Here is a 20,810-nt window from a genome sequence, read left to right as displayed (position 1 = left end):
TTATTTACAATGATTAGAATTTTGTGATATTGTAGTTGAGCTTAATATAAAAAGCTCTTCCTGGTTTTTGAGCGGCGAAATTGTCGTACACTTGTGCATCAAAAATATTTCTGGCATCAAAACTGACAATAATTTGTTTACTTGGAAACGTGTAGCTTAAACCTAAATCTTGCGGGAACTGTGCAGTAGTTCTGTCAATTTGCCAAGAAGTGTAAAAAGGGTCTACATAAGCACAGTAGTAGTAAAGATTAAGTTCTGATTTGTCTTGAATTAAATTTTTAAAGTTGTACTGCATATTTCCATTTATTGTGAAATAAGGTTCGTTTGGCAATTGTTTATTGTAATGAATTATAATATTTCCATTAGAATCGTATTTATCTTTGAATAAAGAATTAAATTTTGAAATGTTCATTCCGGCAAAAAAACGATTGTTGTAAGAGTATTGAAAAGAAGCTTCAAAGCCTATCGCTTGCGCTTTACCTAAGTTTACAAAAGGTGTAGATTGTACAGCTTCATTTAAACGATCACTTATTTTACGAACAATTTTATCTTTTGTATTTCTTGTGAAACCATTTGCAGAAAGTGTAATTTTATGATGGCTTATATCATACGGCCCCAAGCGGAAACCAGCATTAAAATTGTTGCTTTGCTCAGGTCCAAGACTTGTATTACTAATAATATTCTCTCCCGGACGTCCAAATAATTCATCTTCTGTAGGAAGTCGTATCGCTTTTTCTGCAGAAAACATAATCATAACTTTTGGAAGAATGGCATAAGAAGTTGCAATTCCGTATCCTGTAAAATCAGTTTTTTTTGAGTTCACTTCTGTACCAATAGAGTTTTGACCATTTTGATTTATGATAACAGGTTTTATTTCCTCGTTCTTTAAATAATAATTTTTAACAAAAGGGTTAACTCTCAGACGAGATTCAAATGCCGTCATTTCATAACTAAACGACGAAACTGTTTTTACATAATCTCGAGTAACTTCGAAATTTCTAACCAATTCTGGTTTCATTCTGTCAAGTTCATTTTGGTCAAAAACATAAGTCATTACATTGGCAACAATTTTATGGTTGTCATTAATAGAATACGTTAATCCTGCACGTGTGTTAAATATATTTGCAGTTCTGTAGTTTAGTGTTGCCGCACCCTGTTGTGCGCCCGTGTTGGACAGAATAGGAGTGCCATATAAGCCTAAAGCTTTGTTTCCATTCCAATCGTAATTCCATTTTACGGTATCACTTACAAATTCATTTCGATGACTATAAACTGATACCGCAGAGAAATCCAGTTTTTTAATTAAGAAATCTTTTTTTGCATAAGTTATACTGAAAACATTGGCAGTATTTTCATTAAAACGACCTTTATAAGGCTTTGTCATATATTGTCCATGTTGAATCTGATTGAAATCCTGAGAACCATTGTAGCCTATAAGAAAAGTGTCTGCCCAGTCAACATTGGTAAAACCCGCTTCGAGTCTTCCTCCAAATGATCTGTACATGCTTTCAAATCTTTTAGCTCTGATGTAGTCGTAACGGCCATTTGGCAGAATATTATAAACCCATTTTCCCCAAATTTCATAGTCATTATCAGAGTAGTTTTGAAAAGCATTCGCTTTAACAGTAAAACCATTTTTGTCTCTAATCGCGGCATTAAAGTTAGATTGTACCGTATTGAATGATCCGTAAGAAACAGATGCATTTAAACTGTTTTTAGCTCCTTTCTTTAATACTACATTAATTGCACCGCCAAGAGCATCGTCTGCTAAATAAGAAGGAACAACACCTTTAAAAACTTCTATTCTTTCAATCAAGGCAGGAGGAATACTGTTTAAACTAAAAGAAGCACCATATGTACTAATAGGAACTCCATCAATAAAAATTCGTATGGCATTTCCAGACATTCCGTTAATATTATAATTAACAGCCGAGCCTAAGCCACCATTTTGTCTCACTCTTACGCCGCCAGAACGATCTAATAAATCATTAGTTTGCAGGTTTCTCTTTGCAGCTTCTTCTGTTTCAATAATATTAACAGCAAAGCCCTTATCCATTATTTCTTTTCGAATTGAGGCTTTTTTGATTACAACTTCTTGTAAATCTTTTGGCCCATTACGATCTAGTGAAATATTAAATTCTGTATTTGGTTTATTGATGTTTATTTTTGTAGTTCTCGTTTGTCCTTCCATTGACGAAGTCTCCAAGATATATTCACCGTACTTTAACCCTTTAAATTCATATCGCCCGAAATCATTTACAACAGCGTATTTCTGAGTTCCTTTGATGATTACTGTAGAACCATAAGCCAGTTCGTCGGTTCCAAAAGTCACTTTTCCTGTAAGATTTCCGGTTTGTGACCAAGCTGTAATAGTAAATAAAAATAAAAGTAAAGTTGTTCTCATATTTGAGTCTGCATATAAAAGTGGTGCAAACTTATATGATAATTTATATTTAATCTAAATAAAGCTATTAGAAGATTATTAGATTTACATTAGAAGTTTTAATATTGGTAAGTTGTTGATTGTTAATTGTTAATGGTTGATTGTTGATTGTTGATTGTTGATGGTTTGTGGATTGTTGATAGTTGATTGTTAATGGTTAATGGTTGATGGTTGATGGTTGATGGTTGATGGTTAATGGTTAATGGTTGATGGTTAATGGTTGATGGTTAATGGTTAATGGTTGATTGTTGGTTGTTGATTGTTGGTTGTTGATTGTTGATTGTTGGTTGTTTATGGTTTATAGTAGTAGTTAATAGTTAATGTTAATTCTTAATTTTTAATCCATTTTCTCTCATTTTATGTCATTTCGACGAAGGAGAAATCTCCGCAAGAAACTCTACAAAGATTTGCTTCTCGTTATGGAATTACGCACGGAGATTTCTCCTTCGTCGAAATGACAAATAGTGCGATTAAATGATTATTAAAAACAGTTCAGTTGGTCAATTAAATTACAATTAAAGATTAAGAATTAAGAATTAAGAATTAAGAATTAAGAATTAAGAATTAAGAATTAACATTAACCATTAACAATCAACCATTAACCATTAACCATTAACAATCAACCATCAACCAATTCACACTTTATAAGCGAAATTCTTAGACTTAACCACTTTCCCTTTATCAGTAATCAATACACAACTGTATTCTGGGAATTTTTGAAGTAATAATAAGCCTTCTTTTTGACCTAAAACCATCATAGAAGTACTTAATCCGTTTGCGGTTTCGGCGTTTGGGCCAAAGACGGTTACGCTGCATAAGCCAGTTGCGGGATAACCAGTTGCAGGATTTATAATATGAGAATAGCGTCTTCCATTAAAAACAACAAACTTTTCATAACTGCCAGAAGTAGTGACAGCACCTTCTTTTAAAGGAACAACAGCTAAATTTTTTTCAGGTTTAAACGGATTCGTGATTGCGATTTTCCAATCGTTTCCGTTGGGTTGTTTTCCCCATGTGCTCATGTCGCCCGAACCGTTGATAATTCCAGCTTTAATATCTTTTTCAACCATCATGGCACGGCATTTATCAGTGGCATAACCTTCGCCTAGAGCACCAAATCCGATTTTCATTCCTTTTAATTTTAGGAAAATAGTCGATTCTGTGCTGTCCAAAATAATATTCTTGTAGCCCACTTTTTCTACCGATTTTTTTATGGCTTCCGCCGAAGGCATTTCCGTCATCGAACCGTCAAATTTCCAGATTCTGTCCATTGCAGCAAAGCTGACGTCAAATCCGCCATTTGTTATTTCAGAAAGTTTAACAGCTCTTTGCGCAAGTTCAAAAACTTCTCGATCTACTTTTACAGGTTGAATTCCCGCATTCTGATTAACTTTAGAAATTTGAGAATCGGCCTTCCAATCCGAAATTAGATTTTCTATGCGGGTAATTTCAGCAATTACAAGATCGATATTTTTTTCAGCCGAAAGCGAATCTTTATCGACAATAGTAATATCAAAACGCCCGCCCATTAAAAGCGTTGTTCTTTTTCGTAATATTTGCGAATAGCCTGTAGAGCATTGAAGTGTTACGAAAAGAATTAAAAGTTTATTTATAATTGATTTTTGCATAAAAAATCATTTTTTAGAGCTCCAGCGGAGCGAAATATTTATAGTTATAATTTAAACGTTTCAAATTAAAGCTCAAGCGGAGCGATATGTAGTTTATATATGCCGCTCCACTGGAGCTTTAACTTTGTGTGAACCACATAGAATCTATAAATATGTCATCCCTCTGGGGATTCATTTATAATTACGATCTAAATTCTGCAATCTACAATCTAAAATCCTAATAGCAATCCGTTAATAATTGACCATTTTCTTTGTATTCAGAAAGACTTTTAATCCCATTTTCGAGACATAGCTCATTCAAAATAGCTTCAACATCTTTTTGCATCGCAAGCGAACCGCAGATCATGATTACACCGCCTTCTTTCAATAAATTCATGAAAAAAGAAGCATCTTTTTGGATTAAATCCATCACATAAATATTAGCTCCTTCTCGAGATAAAGCGACGTGAAAACGATCCAAATGCTGTTTTTGAATCATCACTTTTGCAAACTTTTTATAAGCCAAAAGAGTTGGAGTTACCATTCTAAAACCGCTGTACAAATGTATTTCTTTCTTAGCTTTATTCTGTTCAATCATTCCCAGAAAAGGAGCAATTCCAGTTCCGTTAGAGATTAGTGCCACTTTTGGTGCTTTCTTTGGAAGATGAAAAGTTGGGTTTTTAAGAATTCTAGCTTTTATGGTATTTCCAGGTTCTAAGTTATTCAAAAAGCCAGAACCCAATCCGTTTTCATGCAGTTTTACAACCAATTGTATATTTCCAGAATGATTTCCAATAGAGTAGAGGCGTTCTCTAGAATCATTTGCAGGGTAAATTGCCAGTAAATCACCAGAAACAAATTTAGCCCTAGAATTGGCGCGTAATGTAAGTATAAAAGTATGTTCGGTATCAGAAATCGGCGTCTTATCTAAAACCATTAATTTCTGCAGTCCTTTCGGCACATGATTGTACAATGAAGGAGTTGTCGCCAAAGGAATTCCCGTTTTAGCACTCCATAATTTTATCCAGTTTACAAATTCAACAGCCGATTTGTCGTTAACGGTTTGTAAATCTAAATAACGATCTGCCCAATTTTGATTGGCTAAAAGCTGATCGATTTCAACCGCAAACTGGCAGAAATCTGGATAAGCTTTCGAACCAAAACCAACGACAGAAAAATTAATTTTCTGATCCTGATTTTGTTTTTCTAATACAGCCTTAAATTTTTTTCCGTTAGAAGGGGCGTCACCTAAACCGTGCGTAGATGAAAACACCAAAATATGCTCTGCTTTTGGATATGCCGAAAAACGATTTAATTCAGTAATATAAGCCTTGTAACCTTGATCAATTAATTGTTTCAGAATCGCATTAGCAAATCGAAAAGAACTTCCGTTTTCAGAACCAACTAAAAGAATAAAAGTACTTTCTTGCGCTTTGAATTTGTTTTTAATTCGGCTTGACCTTCTTTTTAAAGTAATCGCAAAACCAGAATAAATAAAGAATAAAATATTGATGCAGGCAATGGCTAAGATTACAGCCCAGATTCCGTTAATTCTTCCAGTATGAAGATCAAGGCTCAAAGTCGCAAATTGCTGGGTTACCGGCGAAAGTTTTTCTGAAATAACAGTTCCAGAAACCTGATTAACTTCTATCTCGCGGTCTTTTAATTCAATGATATAATATTCCTCAGGATCATCTGTAAAAGGAAACTCAATTTTCTTTACATCAGAAAGTAAAGTTGTTTTAAATATAGAAGTTGTTTTGTCTTTTTCTGAAAGTTCAGATTTTACAGGTTTCGCTTTTTCTTCACCCATAAAAAAATTAAATCTTTCCAGCGATAAATAAGTTCCCGTTACTGCAATAATTAAAATCGGAATTAAAGCTAATCGTCCCAAAACAACATGATAATACTGGGCAAAATATTCCTTGATTACTTTGGAGAAGAAATTACGAATACCGCGTTGTCTCTTTAAAACCAATACAAAACCCGAAAGCGAAATCAGCAGCAGACAAAAAGAAATTATGCCGACAAAAAAACGTCCTGCTTCATGAAGAAACAAAGAACGATGAAAGCTTGTAATCCATTGAATAAATTCGCTTTTCTTTACAGGAGTTCCTAAAACTTTTCCAGTTTTGGGATCAACATAAGCATTAATATCATTTCCGTCTTGATCAATTGCCTGAAGCGTTACAAACTGATTATAATCGACACTTAATTCTGTAATTTCTGGGTAAGCCTTTTTAAGAATAGGAAGAGTTTCTCCTAAAGTTATTTCGTTAAAATTTTCAGTTTTGTACGGAAGAGTTTTTTCCTGCACTGCGTCGACCGCCAGAATAATTCCGGTTACCGAAGCCAAAATCAAAAATATAGAAGAAAATAAGGCCAGGGCCAAGTGTGCATAACGCCAGAAAGAAAGAGTCATTGAATATATTAAAAGTAATAAATGTTTAAAGCTTTGTCAAAGTTAAAAACGTTGACAAAGCTCAGATTTCAATTTTAAGCAGAAAAAAAATAGAATTCATGCTTATACAGGTTAAAAAATAATATGCTGTATATTAAATTTTGTTTAACCTTACATATTTAATATAGCCTTTTCCATCTGTTTTAGCAGCAAGACCATCTGTAGTAAGCGGAATTTCAAGATCGCTTACATAATACTTTTGGTCTTCAACAGCTGTTTCAAAACGTAATTTGTAGCCTTTGTTAATTTTAGAATTTTCAATTTCTATTGTTGTCACACTGCGATCTCCGCCGGTAACAGAAGCGCCTGTTTTTGCGCTTATATCATCATTTTTTTGAGTATGGAATTTGTTCCATTCTTTTAATGATTTGTACCATTTTTTATCATCGCCCATTACGTAAAGCGTTTTTTCGTATTCACCGTTTCCATTAACGAGTGAAACTACGATATATGCACCTTCTCCCATATAATTATTCATCTGAAGCATGCATTTGTATTTGCTTGACTGTGCATTAGATTGAAGAGAAAGAAAAAAAACAAATGCGCTTGTAAGAGCAATTTTAAATATAGATTTCATATTTTTTTAATTGTAATTTGGAATTTTATTTTTGAGATTTGAAACTATTTATTTTAAAAATTCAACCGAAATATTATTTTTTGTAAGCAGATCATTTTCTTTAGCTAAAGCGTAAGCTGTTTCGTCAAATTCTGTATTTATATCTTTTTTAGCGCCGGCAGAAACAAGATATTTTAAAATTGAATCATCTTTAGAAGTCATAGCCGCTCTGTGCAGTGCCGTTAAACCATCTTTATTTTTAGCATTTACATCTACTTTTAAATCAGTTATTTTCTTAAGAAGAGAAACATCATTTTTAGTAATTGCCAAATGATACAAAGTGTTTCCGTCTTTTTGCGCTGCAGCCAAATTTAATCCTTTATCTTGTAGTAATTTTGCTTTTGCATCAAAAGGATCTTGTTTAGCAGCATCTTTATCTCTTCCAGCTGGGCGATAAGACTGTACTAAATAAACTCCTAAATTATTTCCGTCTTTGTCTTTTACATTAACATCAGCACCTTTCACTAAAAGCAGACTCACAGCTTCTGGAGTTCCAGATCTTACGGCATATGTCAAAGCAGATTCTCCTTTTAAATTTTGAGCATTGATATTTTTTGCATTAGGAAGAAAAAGTTCTAAAGCAGCAGTTTCTCTTGCAGATGCAGCAGCCATAACTGGCGTATTTCCTTCTTTATCAGCTTTGTTAACATCAACACCTTTTCCTAAAAAGTACTTGATAATTTCAGTTTGATTGGGTTTTCCAGCTAAAATATGCAGTACGTTTTGTCCCGCTTTGTTTTGGGCTGCTGCATTTATTTTTACTTCTTCAACCAAATATTTATATGTTTCTATTGTATTAGTTTCTCTTCTGCTTCCCTGTGCAGCAATTAAAAGCGCAGTTTCTGTTGGTTTAATTCCTTTTTCTAAAAGTTTTTTCAATAGTGGAATATTTCCAGATCTTGCCGCATACGTAAAAGCAGTATTTCCGTCATTATCAACATCTTTAAGAGACATTCCTTTAGTTGCGAAATATTCTGCAGCTTTTAAATCTTTATCCGATGCAATTGCCAGAAGTAAAAGGTTTGCTCCATTGGCATATTTTTTAGTCGGATTTACACCGGCTTTAAAAAACGCATCGTACATCGCAGGGCTCGACTGACCGTTTGATGCTGCGAAATCTGCAGGAGCAGTTCCGTGGCTGTCTTCAAAATTAACATCAGAACCTTTCGTAATTAAATATTGTACTAATTCTGTATTTCCTCTATAAGCAGCCCAGTGTAAATAAATACGATTATCGTGCGTTAATTTTGTAACTGAATTTCCTGGCTGCTCGATTAAAAATTTGATAGTTGCAACAGGCGCATCATTATTAATTGCCAAAGTCGCAACATCAAACGCATTAGCATTTGCCTCTGAAGGACTATTCCCTTTTGCTATTTCAGCCTTAACAGTTTCGATATCGGGAGAAGTTTTCCAAAAAGATTGTTCTAAAAGTGTATTTTTTTGCTGAGCACTTGCAAAAAGTGTTACGGCAAATGCAAAAGAAGCGAAAAGGTTCTTTTTCATGTTTCGATAATTTTTGGTTATAGAATTATTCAAGATTAAATTTACTTTGGGATATTTATTTTGTCTATTTAGAATAAATAAAAATAAAGCAAATGTAAAGATTAATATTTTTAAATCAATACTAATTTGATGTTAAAAGGTACTTTTTAGACAGTTTATTTGAAATTTAAGAATCGCTTAAGCTGATTTTAATTTTTATTTAATCTTGAGATTCGTCTTGAAAATGATCTACGCAGTAAAGCGGTCAAAGAGAAGGTTATATTTTTCACCCAGTTTTTTCTTAAGTTCCAGTTTTGATTTTTTTACATCATCACTTGTAATTCCTAATAATTCGGCAGTTTCATTATTGGTGAAATTAAGTTTCTGCAGCAGTAGAATTTTTTTGTTTGAATCTGAAATTTCTGGAAAATCTTGCTGTAAAAGCAAATAAAACTCCGGATATTCTTTTTGAAATTCTTTTTTAAAAGCATTCCAGTTCTTTTCGGTCATTAACTGTGATTGCAGCAAGGCATTAAGTTTGCCCTTTTCTTTTTCAATATAATAAGACGAAGATTGTTTTATACTTTCAATCGAAATTTTTAAGTTCTGTATTTGTTTCTTTTTTTCTTTCAAATAATCAATTTGAGAATCCAGATTGTCTTGAACCTCGCTTAATTTTTGTTCCGCTTTTAGTTTCTCTGATTCTAAAAGTGCTACTTGCTGTTCGTATCTTAAATATCTATTGATATATCTTTTTTTGAAGTAGATAAAAACCAACAAAGCTATGCATGAGATCATAGTAAAGATAATAATGTAGAAGTTTTTTAGAGTAGACTCATATTCAATTTGTTCTTTGGCTTTGTCAAGATGCTGTTCATATTTTGCTTTTTCTATAAGCCAATTTACTTTGTTTACAGCCATTTCGCCATCTTTGTCCTTCAATGAATTTTCAAGTTCGTTCATTCTTCTTCTCAAAATTAGTTCATTTTCTGTGGAATGTTCTAGCTCCAGAATTTCCAGTCTAAGCTTAATAATTTGAAGTTCATTTTTTTTGAAAAATGTTTTGGCGACAGCAATTTTTTCTGCTTTATTTAAGGCCTCTTTTGCGCCTTGAATATTTTTATTTTCCAAAAATACTTCTGCAAGCAATATTGAAGCGTACATAGTATTTTGGTCGCTTTTATTTTTTTCAGAAATCTGAATGTCTTTTTCTAAAAATTCTGATGCCGTTTTTAAGTCACCTTTTTTTCTGCTGATCAGAGCTAAATCCCCAAGTGCTTTGGCATATCGAACTTCATCATGAATTTTGGCGGCTAATTCTGCTGTCTTGTTTAAGTATATTGCGGCTCGTTTGTCATTTCCTAAGTAAAAATAATTTAATCCTATCGCATTAATTATGGCCGCATATTCAGAAGTATTTTTATCGGCCGTTTTTTCCGCGGCTTCTAAATATCGTATGGATGTATTGTAATCGCCATAGGTATGCATAATCCATCCAATTTTTTTGAAGGATTCATCTGCTGCGATAATTTGATTTTTTGGTAAAGTTTCAATTGCCGCAATTACTTCAAGAAGTATGGGAGTCAGATTAATATAATCTCTGTAATGATATAAATAGCTAATGTAATTAAGCTGTGCCCAGATTTGTAAAGAACTATTTTTGGAGTTTTTTGCTTTTTTAATGGACCTTAAATAATATTTGTTGGAGTTTTTATTAACTGAATCATAAAAGTCACTATACCCGTTCGCAAGTAAGCCGTCATAAAGAACCTTATAATTAGAAATGTTTTGCAGCGGTTGAAGAAATTTTTTTAAAGCCGTAGTGTCCCTGCCAAAGGATTTTTCTTGATCGAGAATAAATTCGACATCTTTTATGTGATTTGTTGAGGATGGAATCTGCAGTTTTTGTGCATTGGTAAGTAATGCGTAAAAGAATAAAACAATATAATATAGTTTGTTTTTGGCAGACATTAAATTTCTTTAGGCATATTAATTTGTAATATAAAGGTAATAAAAAATATAATTGTTATAAGTGAATTCTTTCTTTAATGTGTTGGTTTTTATTTCTTTAAAAGAAAAATCATCTCGTCTGTTCTTTATTTTGGTATCAAATTCAGAAAAAAATGTTTTGATTTTGATTTTTTTTGCACGCAAGATAAATTATTTGAGTAATAATTTTTCAGGTATTTATACCTGATTATTGTAGCTCTAGATTTTAAAAAATAATCAAAAATTGAAAAGATTTATTGTTTTTAAATGTGTTTTTTTTGGAGTAAAATGCAGTTGTTTCTCGATTCGTTTTTTCTTAGTTTAAATGATGCATTATGATTCAAATCTTCCTATCAATTTTTCATTTTAAGACATTTTGGTAGGAATGATGAAATTAAGAGTCCTTCATCTTAAAATTATGCACTTTTTCTTTTTTTTAAATGAGTTTGAATCCGAGATAAATTATTAGTTTAATTGTAAATAATTGTCAATAAAAATGTTACAAGATTTTGTTTGTTTAAATATCAGTTTTACTATTTAGAATAATTATTAATAACTAGCGTTTTTTTAGGAAGAAGATCGAGTGCAAATTTGCTTTTTTTGAACTCAGCTGTTGATAACTGTTTTGAGTTTGACCTAAAAAAAGATCATTTTTTCATGTTGATAACTTAACATTAATTTTACTGAAACAGCTAGTTCATTGTGAATTACAAGACATCATTTTGCTGTTGATAAAATTTGAAAACAGACCAATTTTTAAAGTTTTTAAACTGTTGATAATTGGAGAGATTTTTAACATCTAAAACTGGACAAAAGGATAACTGTGGGCTAAATTTGTAATAATAGAAAATCACGCCAATACCACCTGCAAATGAGCGCTCGATTTTTTATTTCAAATTAGTCACTTAAAATTCTATATATATGTCAATTTTCGATAAAAGAATCAATTATAAACCTTTTGAATATCCTGAGGTTCTCCAATTTACTGAAGCAATTAATAAGGCCTACTGGGTACACACCGAAGTAGATTTTACTGCCGATACACAAGATTTTCACGCTCATTTAAATACTGCTGAAAAAACAGCAATTAAAAATAGTTTGCTGGCTATTGCGCAGATCGAGGTTGCAGTAAAAAGTTTTTGGGGAAATATATACGAGCATTTTCCAAAACCGGAATTCAACGGATTGGGAACTACTTTTGCAGAATGTGAGTTCAGGCATTCTGAAGCGTATTCTCGTTTGTTGGAAGTTTTAGGATATAATGATGAATTCGAAAAACTTTTAGATGTTCCTGTAGTTCGCAGACGTGTAGATTATCTTTCAAATGTATTGAAGGATACCAAATCGCAGGACAATCGAAAATACATGGTTTCGCTGATTTTATTCAGTATTTTGATCGAAAATGTTTCTTTGTTCAGTCAGTTTGCGATTTTATTGTCTTTCACAAGATTCAAAGGATATATGAAAAATGTGAGTAACATTATTGCGTGGACTTCTATCGACGAACAAATTCATGCGAACGGCGGAATTTACATCATTAATAAAATCCGTGAAGAGTTTCCAGAATATTTTAATCCTGAAACTTTAGAATTGATCAGAGAAACAGTTAAAGAATCTATTACTGTTGAAGCCGATATTTTAGATTGGATTTTTGAAGACGGAGCAATCGAAACTATTAATAAAGAAGACTTAGTAAACTTCATGAAATTTAGAATTGATGAAAGTTTAAAACAAATCAATATCGAAACGATCTTTAATGTTTCTCCAGACGAATATTCAAAAATGACTTGGTTTGAAGAAGAAGTTTTTGCAAACAGTTTAGACGATTTCTTTGCCAAACGCCCAGTTGAATATACCAAACACGATAAAAGCATTACCGCAAACGATCTTTTCTAATACAAGCCCATAATACTTATGAATACGATAGACACAAACCCCGTAAATAATTTTGAATCACAGAGTGGCAGCAAAATGTGGTGGAAGAACTCTGAAAGTGAGCAAATTTTAAATCGAGGCTACCTTTTGAAAGGTGAAACGGTTGAAGGTGCGATTGATAGAATTTGTACCGCTGCCGCGAAAAGACTTTACAAACCAGAATTAAAAGAATCTTTTGTTGAAATGATCGAAAGAGGCTGGATGAGTATCAGTTCGCCAGTTTGGGCAAATATGGGAACAGAAAGAGGTTTGCCAATTTCTTGTTTTAATGTGCACGTTCCAGATAAAATTGAAGGAATCACGCATAAATTGGGCGAAGTAATTATGCAGACAAAAATTGGAGGCGGGACTTCTGGTTATTTTGGAGAATTACGCGAACGCGGAAGTGCCGTAACAGATAACGGAAAGAGTAGTGGAGCGGTAAGCTTTATGAAACTTTTTGATACAGCTATGGATACGATTTCGCAAGGCGGAGTGCGTCGTGGTGCATTTGCAGCTTATTTGGATGTGGATCATCCGGATATCGAAGAATTCCTGAAAATTAAGAGTATCGGAAACCCAATTCAGAATTTGTTTACAGGAATCTGTGTACCAGATTATTGGATGCAGGAAATGATTGATGGAGATGCCGATAAAAGACAAATTTGGGCAAAAGTATTAGAAAGCCGTCAGCAAAAAGGATTACCGTATATCTTCTTTAGTGACAACGTAAATAAAAACAAACCGCAAGTTTATAAAGACCAAAATTTAAGAATCAATGCCAGCAATTTGTGCAGTGAGATTATGCTTCCGTCAACTCAAGACGAATCATTTATCTGCTGTTTATCTTCAATGAACTTGGAACTTTATGAAGAATGGAAAGATACTGAGGCTGTAAAACTGGCAATATTTTTCTTAGATGCTGTTTTACAGGAATTCATCGAAAAAACTGAAGGAAACTATTATCTTTCTGCAGCTAATAAATTTGCTAAAAGACACCGTGCTTTAGGTTTAGGCGTTTTAGGATGGCATTCTTACCTTCAAAAAAACATGATTCCGTTTGAAGGAATGGAAGCAAAAATGAAAACAACCGAGATTTTCAAACATATTAGCGATAAAGCCGACAAAGCAAGTCAAGAATTGGCTAGAATTTACGGTGAACCAGAATTGTTAAAAGGTTACGGAAGACGTAATACAACCACAATGGCAATTGCACCAACTACTTCATCTTCTGCAATTTTAGGGCAAACTTCACCAGGAATTGAGCCTTTTAGCAGTAACTATTATAAAGCAGGATTAAGTAAAGGTAATTTCATGCGTAAAAATAAATATCTTAAAAAACTGTTGGAAGAAAAAGGTTTAGATAATGAAGAAGTTTGGAGAGGAATTATGCTAAACGGAGGAAGTGTTCAGCATATGGAACAATTGACTCAGCAGGAAAAAGATGTTTTTAAAACATTCAAAGAAATCAGCCAGTTAGAAATTGTGCAGCAAGCAGGAATTCGTCAGAAATTTGTGGATCAAGGACAAAGTTTGAATCTTAATATTCCAGCAGAATTGGCAATTAAAGATGTGAACCGTTTAATGATCGAAGCTTGGCAGCAAGGAGTTAAAAGTTTATACTACCAAAGAAGTCAGAGTGTTTCTAAAGAATTAGTAACAAGTCTTGTTTCGTGCAGCAGTTGTGAATCATAAAAAAACAAGGCCGAATCTTATTTTAGATTCGGCTTTTTTATTGTTGTATAGAAGTTTCATGCCGACTTAATATATTTATTTCTGGCTTGTTTGTCATGTCGACGAAGAAGTCATCTCTACAAGTAATTTCGCAGTTATTTTTTAAACACATAGAAACTTTTTAATTTTGCTGGTAAAGAATTGAAAAAAAAGGCATGCTTTCACACATAGTCCACTATGTTTGTTAATACAAGTGAAACAGTTATTTTGAGAGTTTTAAACTATGTGTCTTTGTTTAAAAAAAAATTAAACCTCACATTTTAATCTACTCAAAGTTTTCTTAGTGGATCATGCAGATGTGCAATGAAAAGTTTTGATGTAAATCAATAAATGGACGATTCTTTTTTAGTGTTATTTTAATTTAATTATCATAATATATTAATTTAGTGCCCAAATTATAATCCCAAACCAATAAATACCCGCAGTAAATAATGGAAAATATCACAGTAATTATTATGTTACTCTTTGGCGTAGCCTTTCTTAGTTTAATAAGTAAAAGATATAATTTTCCAATTCCTATTGTATTGGTTCTTTGCGGAGTAATTATCAGTGTTGTGCCTGGACTTCCGGTTATTGCATTAAGTCCTGAAGTTGTGTTTATCATCTTCCTGCCGCCTCTTTTGTATCACGCCGCATGGCACACCAGCTGGTCAGATTTTAAACAAACCATCCGCCCGATAACATTAGCAGCTGTTGGTCTCGTTTTTTTTACTACGGTATTGGTTGCTGTTGTCGCACATGAGCTTATAGATGATATCTCTTGGCCGTTGGCTTTTTTACTTGGTGCAATTGTATCGCCTCCAGATGCGGTTTCTGCAACGGCTATCACGAAAGGTTTAGGCCTTCACCCGAGATTAATTGCAATTCTTGAAGGAGAAAGTTTAGTCAATGATGCCAGTGGTCTTGTGGCGTATAAATATGCTTTAACAGCTATTACAGCAGGAAATTTTGTTTTGTGGCAGGCAGGGCTGAATTTTGTTTTAATGTCGGCTTTGGGAATCGCAATTGGTCTTGCCGTTGGATTTATAATGAATTACATTCATAAAAGATTTGTTTGTGACGACATTATCGAAGTAACACTTACCTTATTGACACCGTTTTCATCCTACCTTATTGCTGAGCATTTTCATGGCTCGGGAGTTTTGGCGGTTGTAACCACAGGGCTTTTTTTGGCAGCAAGATCAGGCAGTATTTTTTCGCATGAGAGCCGAATTATGACCAACACGATATGGGATGTTTTAAGTAATATTCTTAACGGCCTGATTTTTATTTTAATCGGATTACAGTTAAGACAAATTATTGACGGAATCAGTAATTATTCGGGAACGTCTTTATTTATATGGGGTGCTGTAATTAGTATTGTCGTAATTTTAGTTCGGTTTTTGTGGGTTGTTCCAGCGACATTAATACCAAGAATGCTGAGTAAAAAAATCCGTTTAAAAGAAGAATTTGATTACCGAAATATGATCATTTTCGGCTGGTCTGGAATGCGCGGTGTAGTTTCTATGGCCGCAGCTTTGGCACTTCCATTAATGCTGAACAAAACAGAAGCATTCCCGCTTCGTAATTTGATTATTTACTTGGTTTTTTGTGTAATACTCTCCACTTTGGTTATTCAGGGACTTACACTTCCTTGGTTGATTAAAAAACTAAAAATCGAGCGTTATTCTATTTTGGCAGAAGAATATGATATTCGAAATAAAATAGTTTCTGAAACTATAACTCATATCGAAGATAATTTTTCTTTACTAGACGATGAATTACTCCACAACATTAAAAGTAAATACGAAGTAAAATTTAACCGCCTTCAAAAAACAGAACTTCCTGCTAATTTTTTCGGAAATGGAAAAGTACTGGGAGGACAAATTTTTAATGAGTTTACCAAAGTTCAAATTGACCTAGTAAACGTTGAGCGTAATAAACTCGAAAGCATGCACAAAAAAGGATCAGTAAACGAAGAGATTTTCCGCAAAATTGAAAAAGAACTTGATTTAGAAGAAACCCGCTTGTGGATGGAAATGTATGAGGAAAATTGATTATTAATTGTGAATTGTGAATTGTGAAATGTGAGTTGTGAAATGTTAATGGTTAATGGTTAATGGTTGATTGTTGATTGTTGATTGTAATAGTTAATGCTTGATTGTGAATTAAGAATTTTTCTTCACATAAAGCTCATTCACATTTCAAACTCACAATTAACAACTCACAATTCACAACTCACCATTAAATAACCCCCATCTTCTGCATTAAAAAGGTAGCGCTTTTATTTTTGCAGATACCATTTCTAAGTTTATAATCGAAATGCAGTTCGTTATTTTGTATTTCAACTTCGAAGCATTGATTGGTTAAAATTTCGGGATATTCGTTTGTTGTTAAGCAGACTTCAATATCGTGTGTAGCGATTGCGCCAACGGCTTTTTTAGAAATTATCTTCTTTACGACTTCAATTGTCCCGTTTCTTTTGTCATCCGAATTCGTGCCTCTTAAAATCTCATCTAATAAAACGAAAGCAGGCTGATTTTCAAGAGCATCCATGATCTGTTTTAAACGTTTAATTTCAGCAAAAAAGTAAGATTCGCTGTCCGACAAAGAATCAGATAATCGCATTGAAACTAATACTGGAAGTGGATGTATTTTAGCTTCTGAAGCACAAACAACTGAGCCAATTCCGCCAAGTACCATATTAATTCCTAAGCTTCTTAAAAAGGTACTTTTTCCCGACATATTAGAACCAGTCAAAATCACGAAAGATAACGGGTGAAAATTAGTGTCGTTTCCAATTCTCGTTGCAGGATTTAATAGAGGATGACTTAGATTTTTGAATTCAATTTTGTATTCAGAATTAATTTCAGGGAAAACAAAATCAGAATTGTTGAAAGCTAAATTCGCAAGACTGTTTAAAGCTTCAATTTCACCAATGATAGAAATCCAATTATCGATTTCAGAAGCATAATTTTCTTTCCATTTTAAAAGAGCTCTTAAAACATGAAGGTTAAATAAAAATGTTCCGTTAAATAAAGTGGCAGTAACAAAATTACTAATGGTGTCCATTCGCGAAAACAATTCTGAAAGCTGTTTCAAATGCACACTTGCTTTGGCATTTTTAAAAACAAGCTGTTCCTGCAAATGAATTAGTTTTTTAGATTGAAAAGATTCTTTTTCGATTTTCTCCAGCAATAAACTATACTGTTTTATGATTTTATCGATATTATCTGCCTTTGCTATTTCCGATTGGATTCTTTTTATTGATCTTCCCAAAACAATTAAATTGGCAATAAAAATATAAGTTAGATAAGAAAGTAAAATAGTTTTTGAAGTGATAAAATAGGCTGCTAAAACTCCAAAGAATAGTGTTGGAAGGATAATTGAAAGTGCTATTAAAACTTTAGGTAAAGCATTATTTTTAAAAGCAGTCCAATGTTTTATAGCTTCATAAGATGTTTTAGAATCTTCACTAATAATGGCTAAAGCCTGAAACTCTTGTCTCCAGTCTACTTTGTTTTTTAGTTCGTTAACAGCTTCTTGGTTTTCTAAAATTGCAGCTTCTGAAAGGTTATGAAGTAATAAATCAGCAAGTGTTTTTTTTCCGATATATGATGCCGTTCTGTTTAGACTTTGAAACAAAGAATGTTCTCCAAAAATATCTAAATCATACGCATACGGATGATGAAAATCGATAAATTCAACGCCATTTTCAAAAGGTGTTTTTTCTCTTTTTAAAAAAGAAATTTCGTTTTGATTGATTTTAAGCAGTGTTTCTGCCAGAAGTTTTTGAAAAGATAGACGGGAGTGTATTCTCATTAAAAAGATAAAACCAGCAAAAGACAGAACAGCAAAAATGACATAAAGTATTTCGTTTGTTTTGATGTAGTAAAACATAAAAAACAGTAAAAGAAAAATACTCAATAACCTCAAAAGGCTTATGCTGTTATATTTTTTGTTGGTTTTATTATATAGTTCTGAATAAGTGCTGACTTTGTCCTGATATGATTTCATTAGAATAATTTACTGAAATACAAATATAACTTTTAAGTGGCAAAATCATTAAATATTAGAATTAATCTTCGTGCATAACTAATACAGGAATCGGAACTTCTTTAGAAATCTTTTTTGTAAAACTAGAATCAAAAATACTTTCAAAGAAAGATCTTTTATGCGTAATCGTGGTTAGGATATCAATGTCTTTGTAAAGAATAAAATCAAGAATTGTTTCTTTAACTTCATCACTCGGCAGTACTAAAAACTCAACATTTTCTTCTGCAAATTCTCTTTGCCATTCTTTTATAACTAATTCATTAACATCAGAATCGGAAGTTTTTACATATAAACTTTTCACTTTAGCATCTGTTTTCTTCGCTATTTTCAAGATTTTTTTAAGTTCTTTTTTGTCTTTTTCACGGTAACGCGTTGTAAAACCGATAGTTTTTATTTTCTTGAATTTTGCCTCAACAGGAACACACAATACAGGAACTTCAACTCCTGAAATCACAGATTCGGTATTAGATCCTGTAAAGAATTTAGTCCAGTCAGAAACACTGTTGGTTCCCATAATGACAAAATCAATTTGATCTTCTTCGACAGCATTTTTAAGATTGTAAATAAGATCGCCGTCCATCAAACGGTGTTTTATAACTATATCATCTAATTTACGCTCGGCGGCAATAGCTCTTAATTTTGGAATTTCATCTTTAAACATTTCAAATTTGGCTAACTCGATCGAACTGTATATAGAAGCGTAATTCTCTGGAAAAAATTGGCTGTCGTAAACTGGAATTTCAAAAGTATGAAGCAAGATTAATTCGGCTTTTACAATTTTAGCAAATTCTAAAGCATGTACAAATGCATTTGTGGCTGCATCAGAGAAATCGGTAGGGAATAGTATCTTTTTCATTTTATTAGGATTATGGTTTGTCTCTCAAATTTACTCATTCTCGAAAGAAAACAACCTGATAATTATCAGTATTTTAACACTTAATGATTTGTTAATAAATCTTAATTTAATGATTTAAGGTTGAATTTGTAATTAATATAAATTCTGCCTTTTTTTATACCTTTGCAGCATGATAAATCAAGATTCTATAGTTGCTTTGGCTACACCTTCTGGAGCTGGGGCTATCGCCATAATTCGAATTTCGGGAGCTGAGGCTATTACGATAGGGAATTCAGTTTTTAAATCGATTAAAAACAAAGATTTAACCAAACAAAAAACACATACACTTCATTTAGGACATATTGTAGATGGAAACAAAACTCTTGATGAAGTTTTAGTTTCGGTATTTAAAGGTCCGAATTCCTATACGGGAGAAGATACAATTGAGATTTCCTGCCACGGCTCAACTTATATTCAACAGCAGATTATCCAGTTGTTACTTCGAAATGGCTGTAGAATGGCCGATGCAGGAGAATTTACGCTTCGTGCTTTTTTAAACGGAAAACTGGATTTGTCACAAGCAGAAGCTGTTGCCGATTTGATTTCGTCTGATAATGAAGCTTCTCACCAAATTGCTATGCAGCAAATGCGAGGCGGATTTAGTAATGAAATTGCAAAACTTCGTGAAGAACTTTTGAATTTTGCTTCTTTAATTGAATTAGAATTAGATTTTGCAGAAGAAGATGTGGAATTTGCTGACCGAACGCAGTTTCATGAATTACTAAACAGAATTGAATTTGTTTTAAAACGCCTAATTGATTCGTTTGCAGTTGGTAACGTAATTAAAAACGGAATTCCAGTTGCTATTGTCGGCGAACCAAATGTTGGAAAATCGACTTTATTGAATGCTTTATTGAATGAGGAAAGAGCAATTGTTTCGGACATTGCAGGAACAACTCGTGACACTATTGAGGATGAACTGGTAATTGGCGGTATTGGATTTAGATTTATTGATACTGCTGGAATACGCGACACAAAAGATATTGTAGAAAGCATCGGAATTAAAAAAACTTTCGAGAAAATAGAGCAGGCACAAGTTGTGGTATTTTTGTTTGACGGTTTCAGGTTTCAGGTTTCAGGTTTGGACTATATTAATGAAATTGAAAAAGTTAAAAACAAATATCCTTTAAAACCCATCATTGTTGTAGTTAATAAAGTTGATTTATTGTCTAAAGAAGAGGAGCATAACATTGATAGTAAACTTGAAACTTTAAACTTGAAACTCTTGAAGATTTCAGCTAAAGAAAAAATAGGGGTAGAGGATTTAAAGAATGAGTTATTGTCTTTTGTAAATACAGGCGCGCTTCGAAATAACGAAACAATTGTGACCAATACAAGACATTATGATTCATTGTTAAAGGCTTTAGATGAAATTCAAAAAGTAAAATTCGGATTAGAATCAGGTCTTTCAAGTGACCTTATGGCACTTGATATTCGCGAAGCTTTATATCAATTCGGACTGATTACAGGTCAAGTCTCAAATGATGAATTGCTAGGGAATATTTTTGCCAACTTTTGCATCGGGAAGTAGATCACCTAAGCAGTACAGAACAAAAATAATAAAAAGAGTTAGAATGTTGTAATTAACATTTTAGCTCTTTTTTTGTTGAATTGTTTTTTAAAGTATTTAG

General features: G+C 32.9%; 12 protein-coding genes. 4 read left to right on the top strand and 8 right to left on the bottom strand.

Going from position 1 to position 20,810, the window contains the following annotated elements; all coding sequences use genetic code 11:
• Positions 1 to 13 precede the first annotated feature (13 nt).
• From HYN86_RS16595 to HYN86_RS16570, 6 genes are all read right to left on the bottom strand, one after another.
• Positions 14 to 2,404 carry a TonB-dependent receptor gene (locus tag HYN86_RS16595; protein WP_113679050.1) on the bottom strand — a complete coding sequence of 797 codons (2,391 nt, stop codon included), beginning with the start codon at positions 2,402 to 2,404 and terminating at the stop codon, positions 14 to 16.
• Positions 2,405 to 3,078: 674 nt separating this feature from the next.
• A complete protein-coding gene (locus tag HYN86_RS16590) occupies positions 3,079 to 4,071 on the bottom strand; it encodes an FAD:protein FMN transferase (RefSeq protein ID WP_113679049.1) in 993 nt (330 codons plus the stop codon).
• Positions 4,072 to 4,288: 217 nt separating this feature from the next.
• The gene (locus HYN86_RS16585; protein ID WP_113679048.1) at positions 4,289 to 6,472 is read right to left on the bottom strand and encodes a PepSY domain-containing protein; all 2,184 of its coding nucleotides are present in this window, start codon (positions 6,470 to 6,472) and stop codon (positions 4,289 to 4,291) included.
• Between the two features lie 133 nt (positions 6,473 to 6,605).
• Positions 6,606 to 7,088 carry a DUF2271 domain-containing protein gene (locus tag HYN86_RS16580; protein WP_113679047.1) on the bottom strand — a complete coding sequence of 161 codons (483 nt, stop codon included), beginning with the start codon at positions 7,086 to 7,088 and terminating at the stop codon, positions 6,606 to 6,608.
• Positions 7,089 to 7,136: 48 nt separating this feature from the next.
• Positions 7,137 to 8,633, bottom strand: a complete 1,497-nt coding sequence (locus HYN86_RS16575; protein WP_113679046.1) for an ankyrin repeat domain-containing protein — start codon at positions 8,631 to 8,633, stop codon at positions 7,137 to 7,139.
• Positions 8,634 to 8,861: 228 nt separating this feature from the next.
• Positions 8,862 to 10,583, bottom strand: a complete 1,722-nt coding sequence (locus tag HYN86_RS16570) for a tetratricopeptide repeat protein (protein ID WP_113679045.1) — start codon at positions 10,581 to 10,583, stop codon at positions 8,862 to 8,864.
• Between the two features lie 939 nt (positions 10,584 to 11,522).
• Between HYN86_RS16570 and HYN86_RS16565 the strand changes: the two genes are divergently transcribed.
• The 3 genes from HYN86_RS16565 to HYN86_RS16555 all read left to right on the top strand — a co-directional run bounded on the left by HYN86_RS16565 (position 11,523) and on the right by HYN86_RS16555 (position 16,285).
• The gene (locus HYN86_RS16565; RefSeq protein ID WP_113679044.1) at positions 11,523 to 12,497 is read left to right on the top strand and encodes a ribonucleotide-diphosphate reductase subunit beta; all 975 of its coding nucleotides are present in this window, start codon (positions 11,523 to 11,525) and stop codon (positions 12,495 to 12,497) included.
• An 18-nt stretch (positions 12,498 to 12,515) separates the two neighbouring features.
• Entirely contained in the window at positions 12,516 to 14,210 is a 1,695-nt protein-coding gene (locus tag HYN86_RS16560; protein WP_113679043.1) for a ribonucleoside-diphosphate reductase subunit alpha, read from the top strand.
• Positions 14,211 to 14,680: 470 nt separating this feature from the next.
• On the top strand, positions 14,681 to 16,285 hold the full coding sequence (locus HYN86_RS16555) for a Na+/H+ antiporter (RefSeq protein ID WP_113679042.1): 1,605 nt from the start codon (positions 14,681 to 14,683) through the stop codon (positions 16,283 to 16,285).
• Between the two features lie 187 nt (positions 16,286 to 16,472).
• On the opposite strand, the gene HYN86_RS16550 is transcribed toward HYN86_RS16555, so the two are convergent.
• Positions 16,473 to 18,245, bottom strand: a complete 1,773-nt coding sequence (locus HYN86_RS16550) for a MutS-related protein (protein WP_113679041.1) — start codon at positions 18,243 to 18,245, stop codon at positions 16,473 to 16,475.
• A gap of 61 nt (positions 18,246 to 18,306) precedes the next feature.
• On the bottom strand, positions 18,307 to 19,140 hold the full coding sequence (locus tag HYN86_RS16545) for a universal stress protein (RefSeq protein ID WP_113679040.1): 834 nt from the start codon (positions 19,138 to 19,140) through the stop codon (positions 18,307 to 18,309).
• 169 nt (positions 19,141 to 19,309) lie between these two features.
• On the opposite strand from HYN86_RS16545, the gene mnmE reads away from it, so the two are divergent.
• Positions 19,310 to 20,710: a tRNA uridine-5-carboxymethylaminomethyl(34) synthesis GTPase MnmE gene (gene mnmE / locus HYN86_RS16540; protein ID WP_113679039.1), complete on the top strand. Its 1,401-nt coding sequence runs from the start codon at positions 19,310 to 19,312 to the stop codon at positions 20,708 to 20,710.
• Positions 20,711 to 20,810: the final 100 nt, after the last annotated feature.

It is taken from the genome of Flavobacterium fluviale (assembly GCF_003312915.1).
GTDB classification, from domain to species: domain Bacteria; phylum Bacteroidota; class Bacteroidia; order Flavobacteriales; family Flavobacteriaceae; genus Flavobacterium; species Flavobacterium fluviale.
This window is presented reverse-complemented; position numbering and strand designations above follow the sequence as displayed.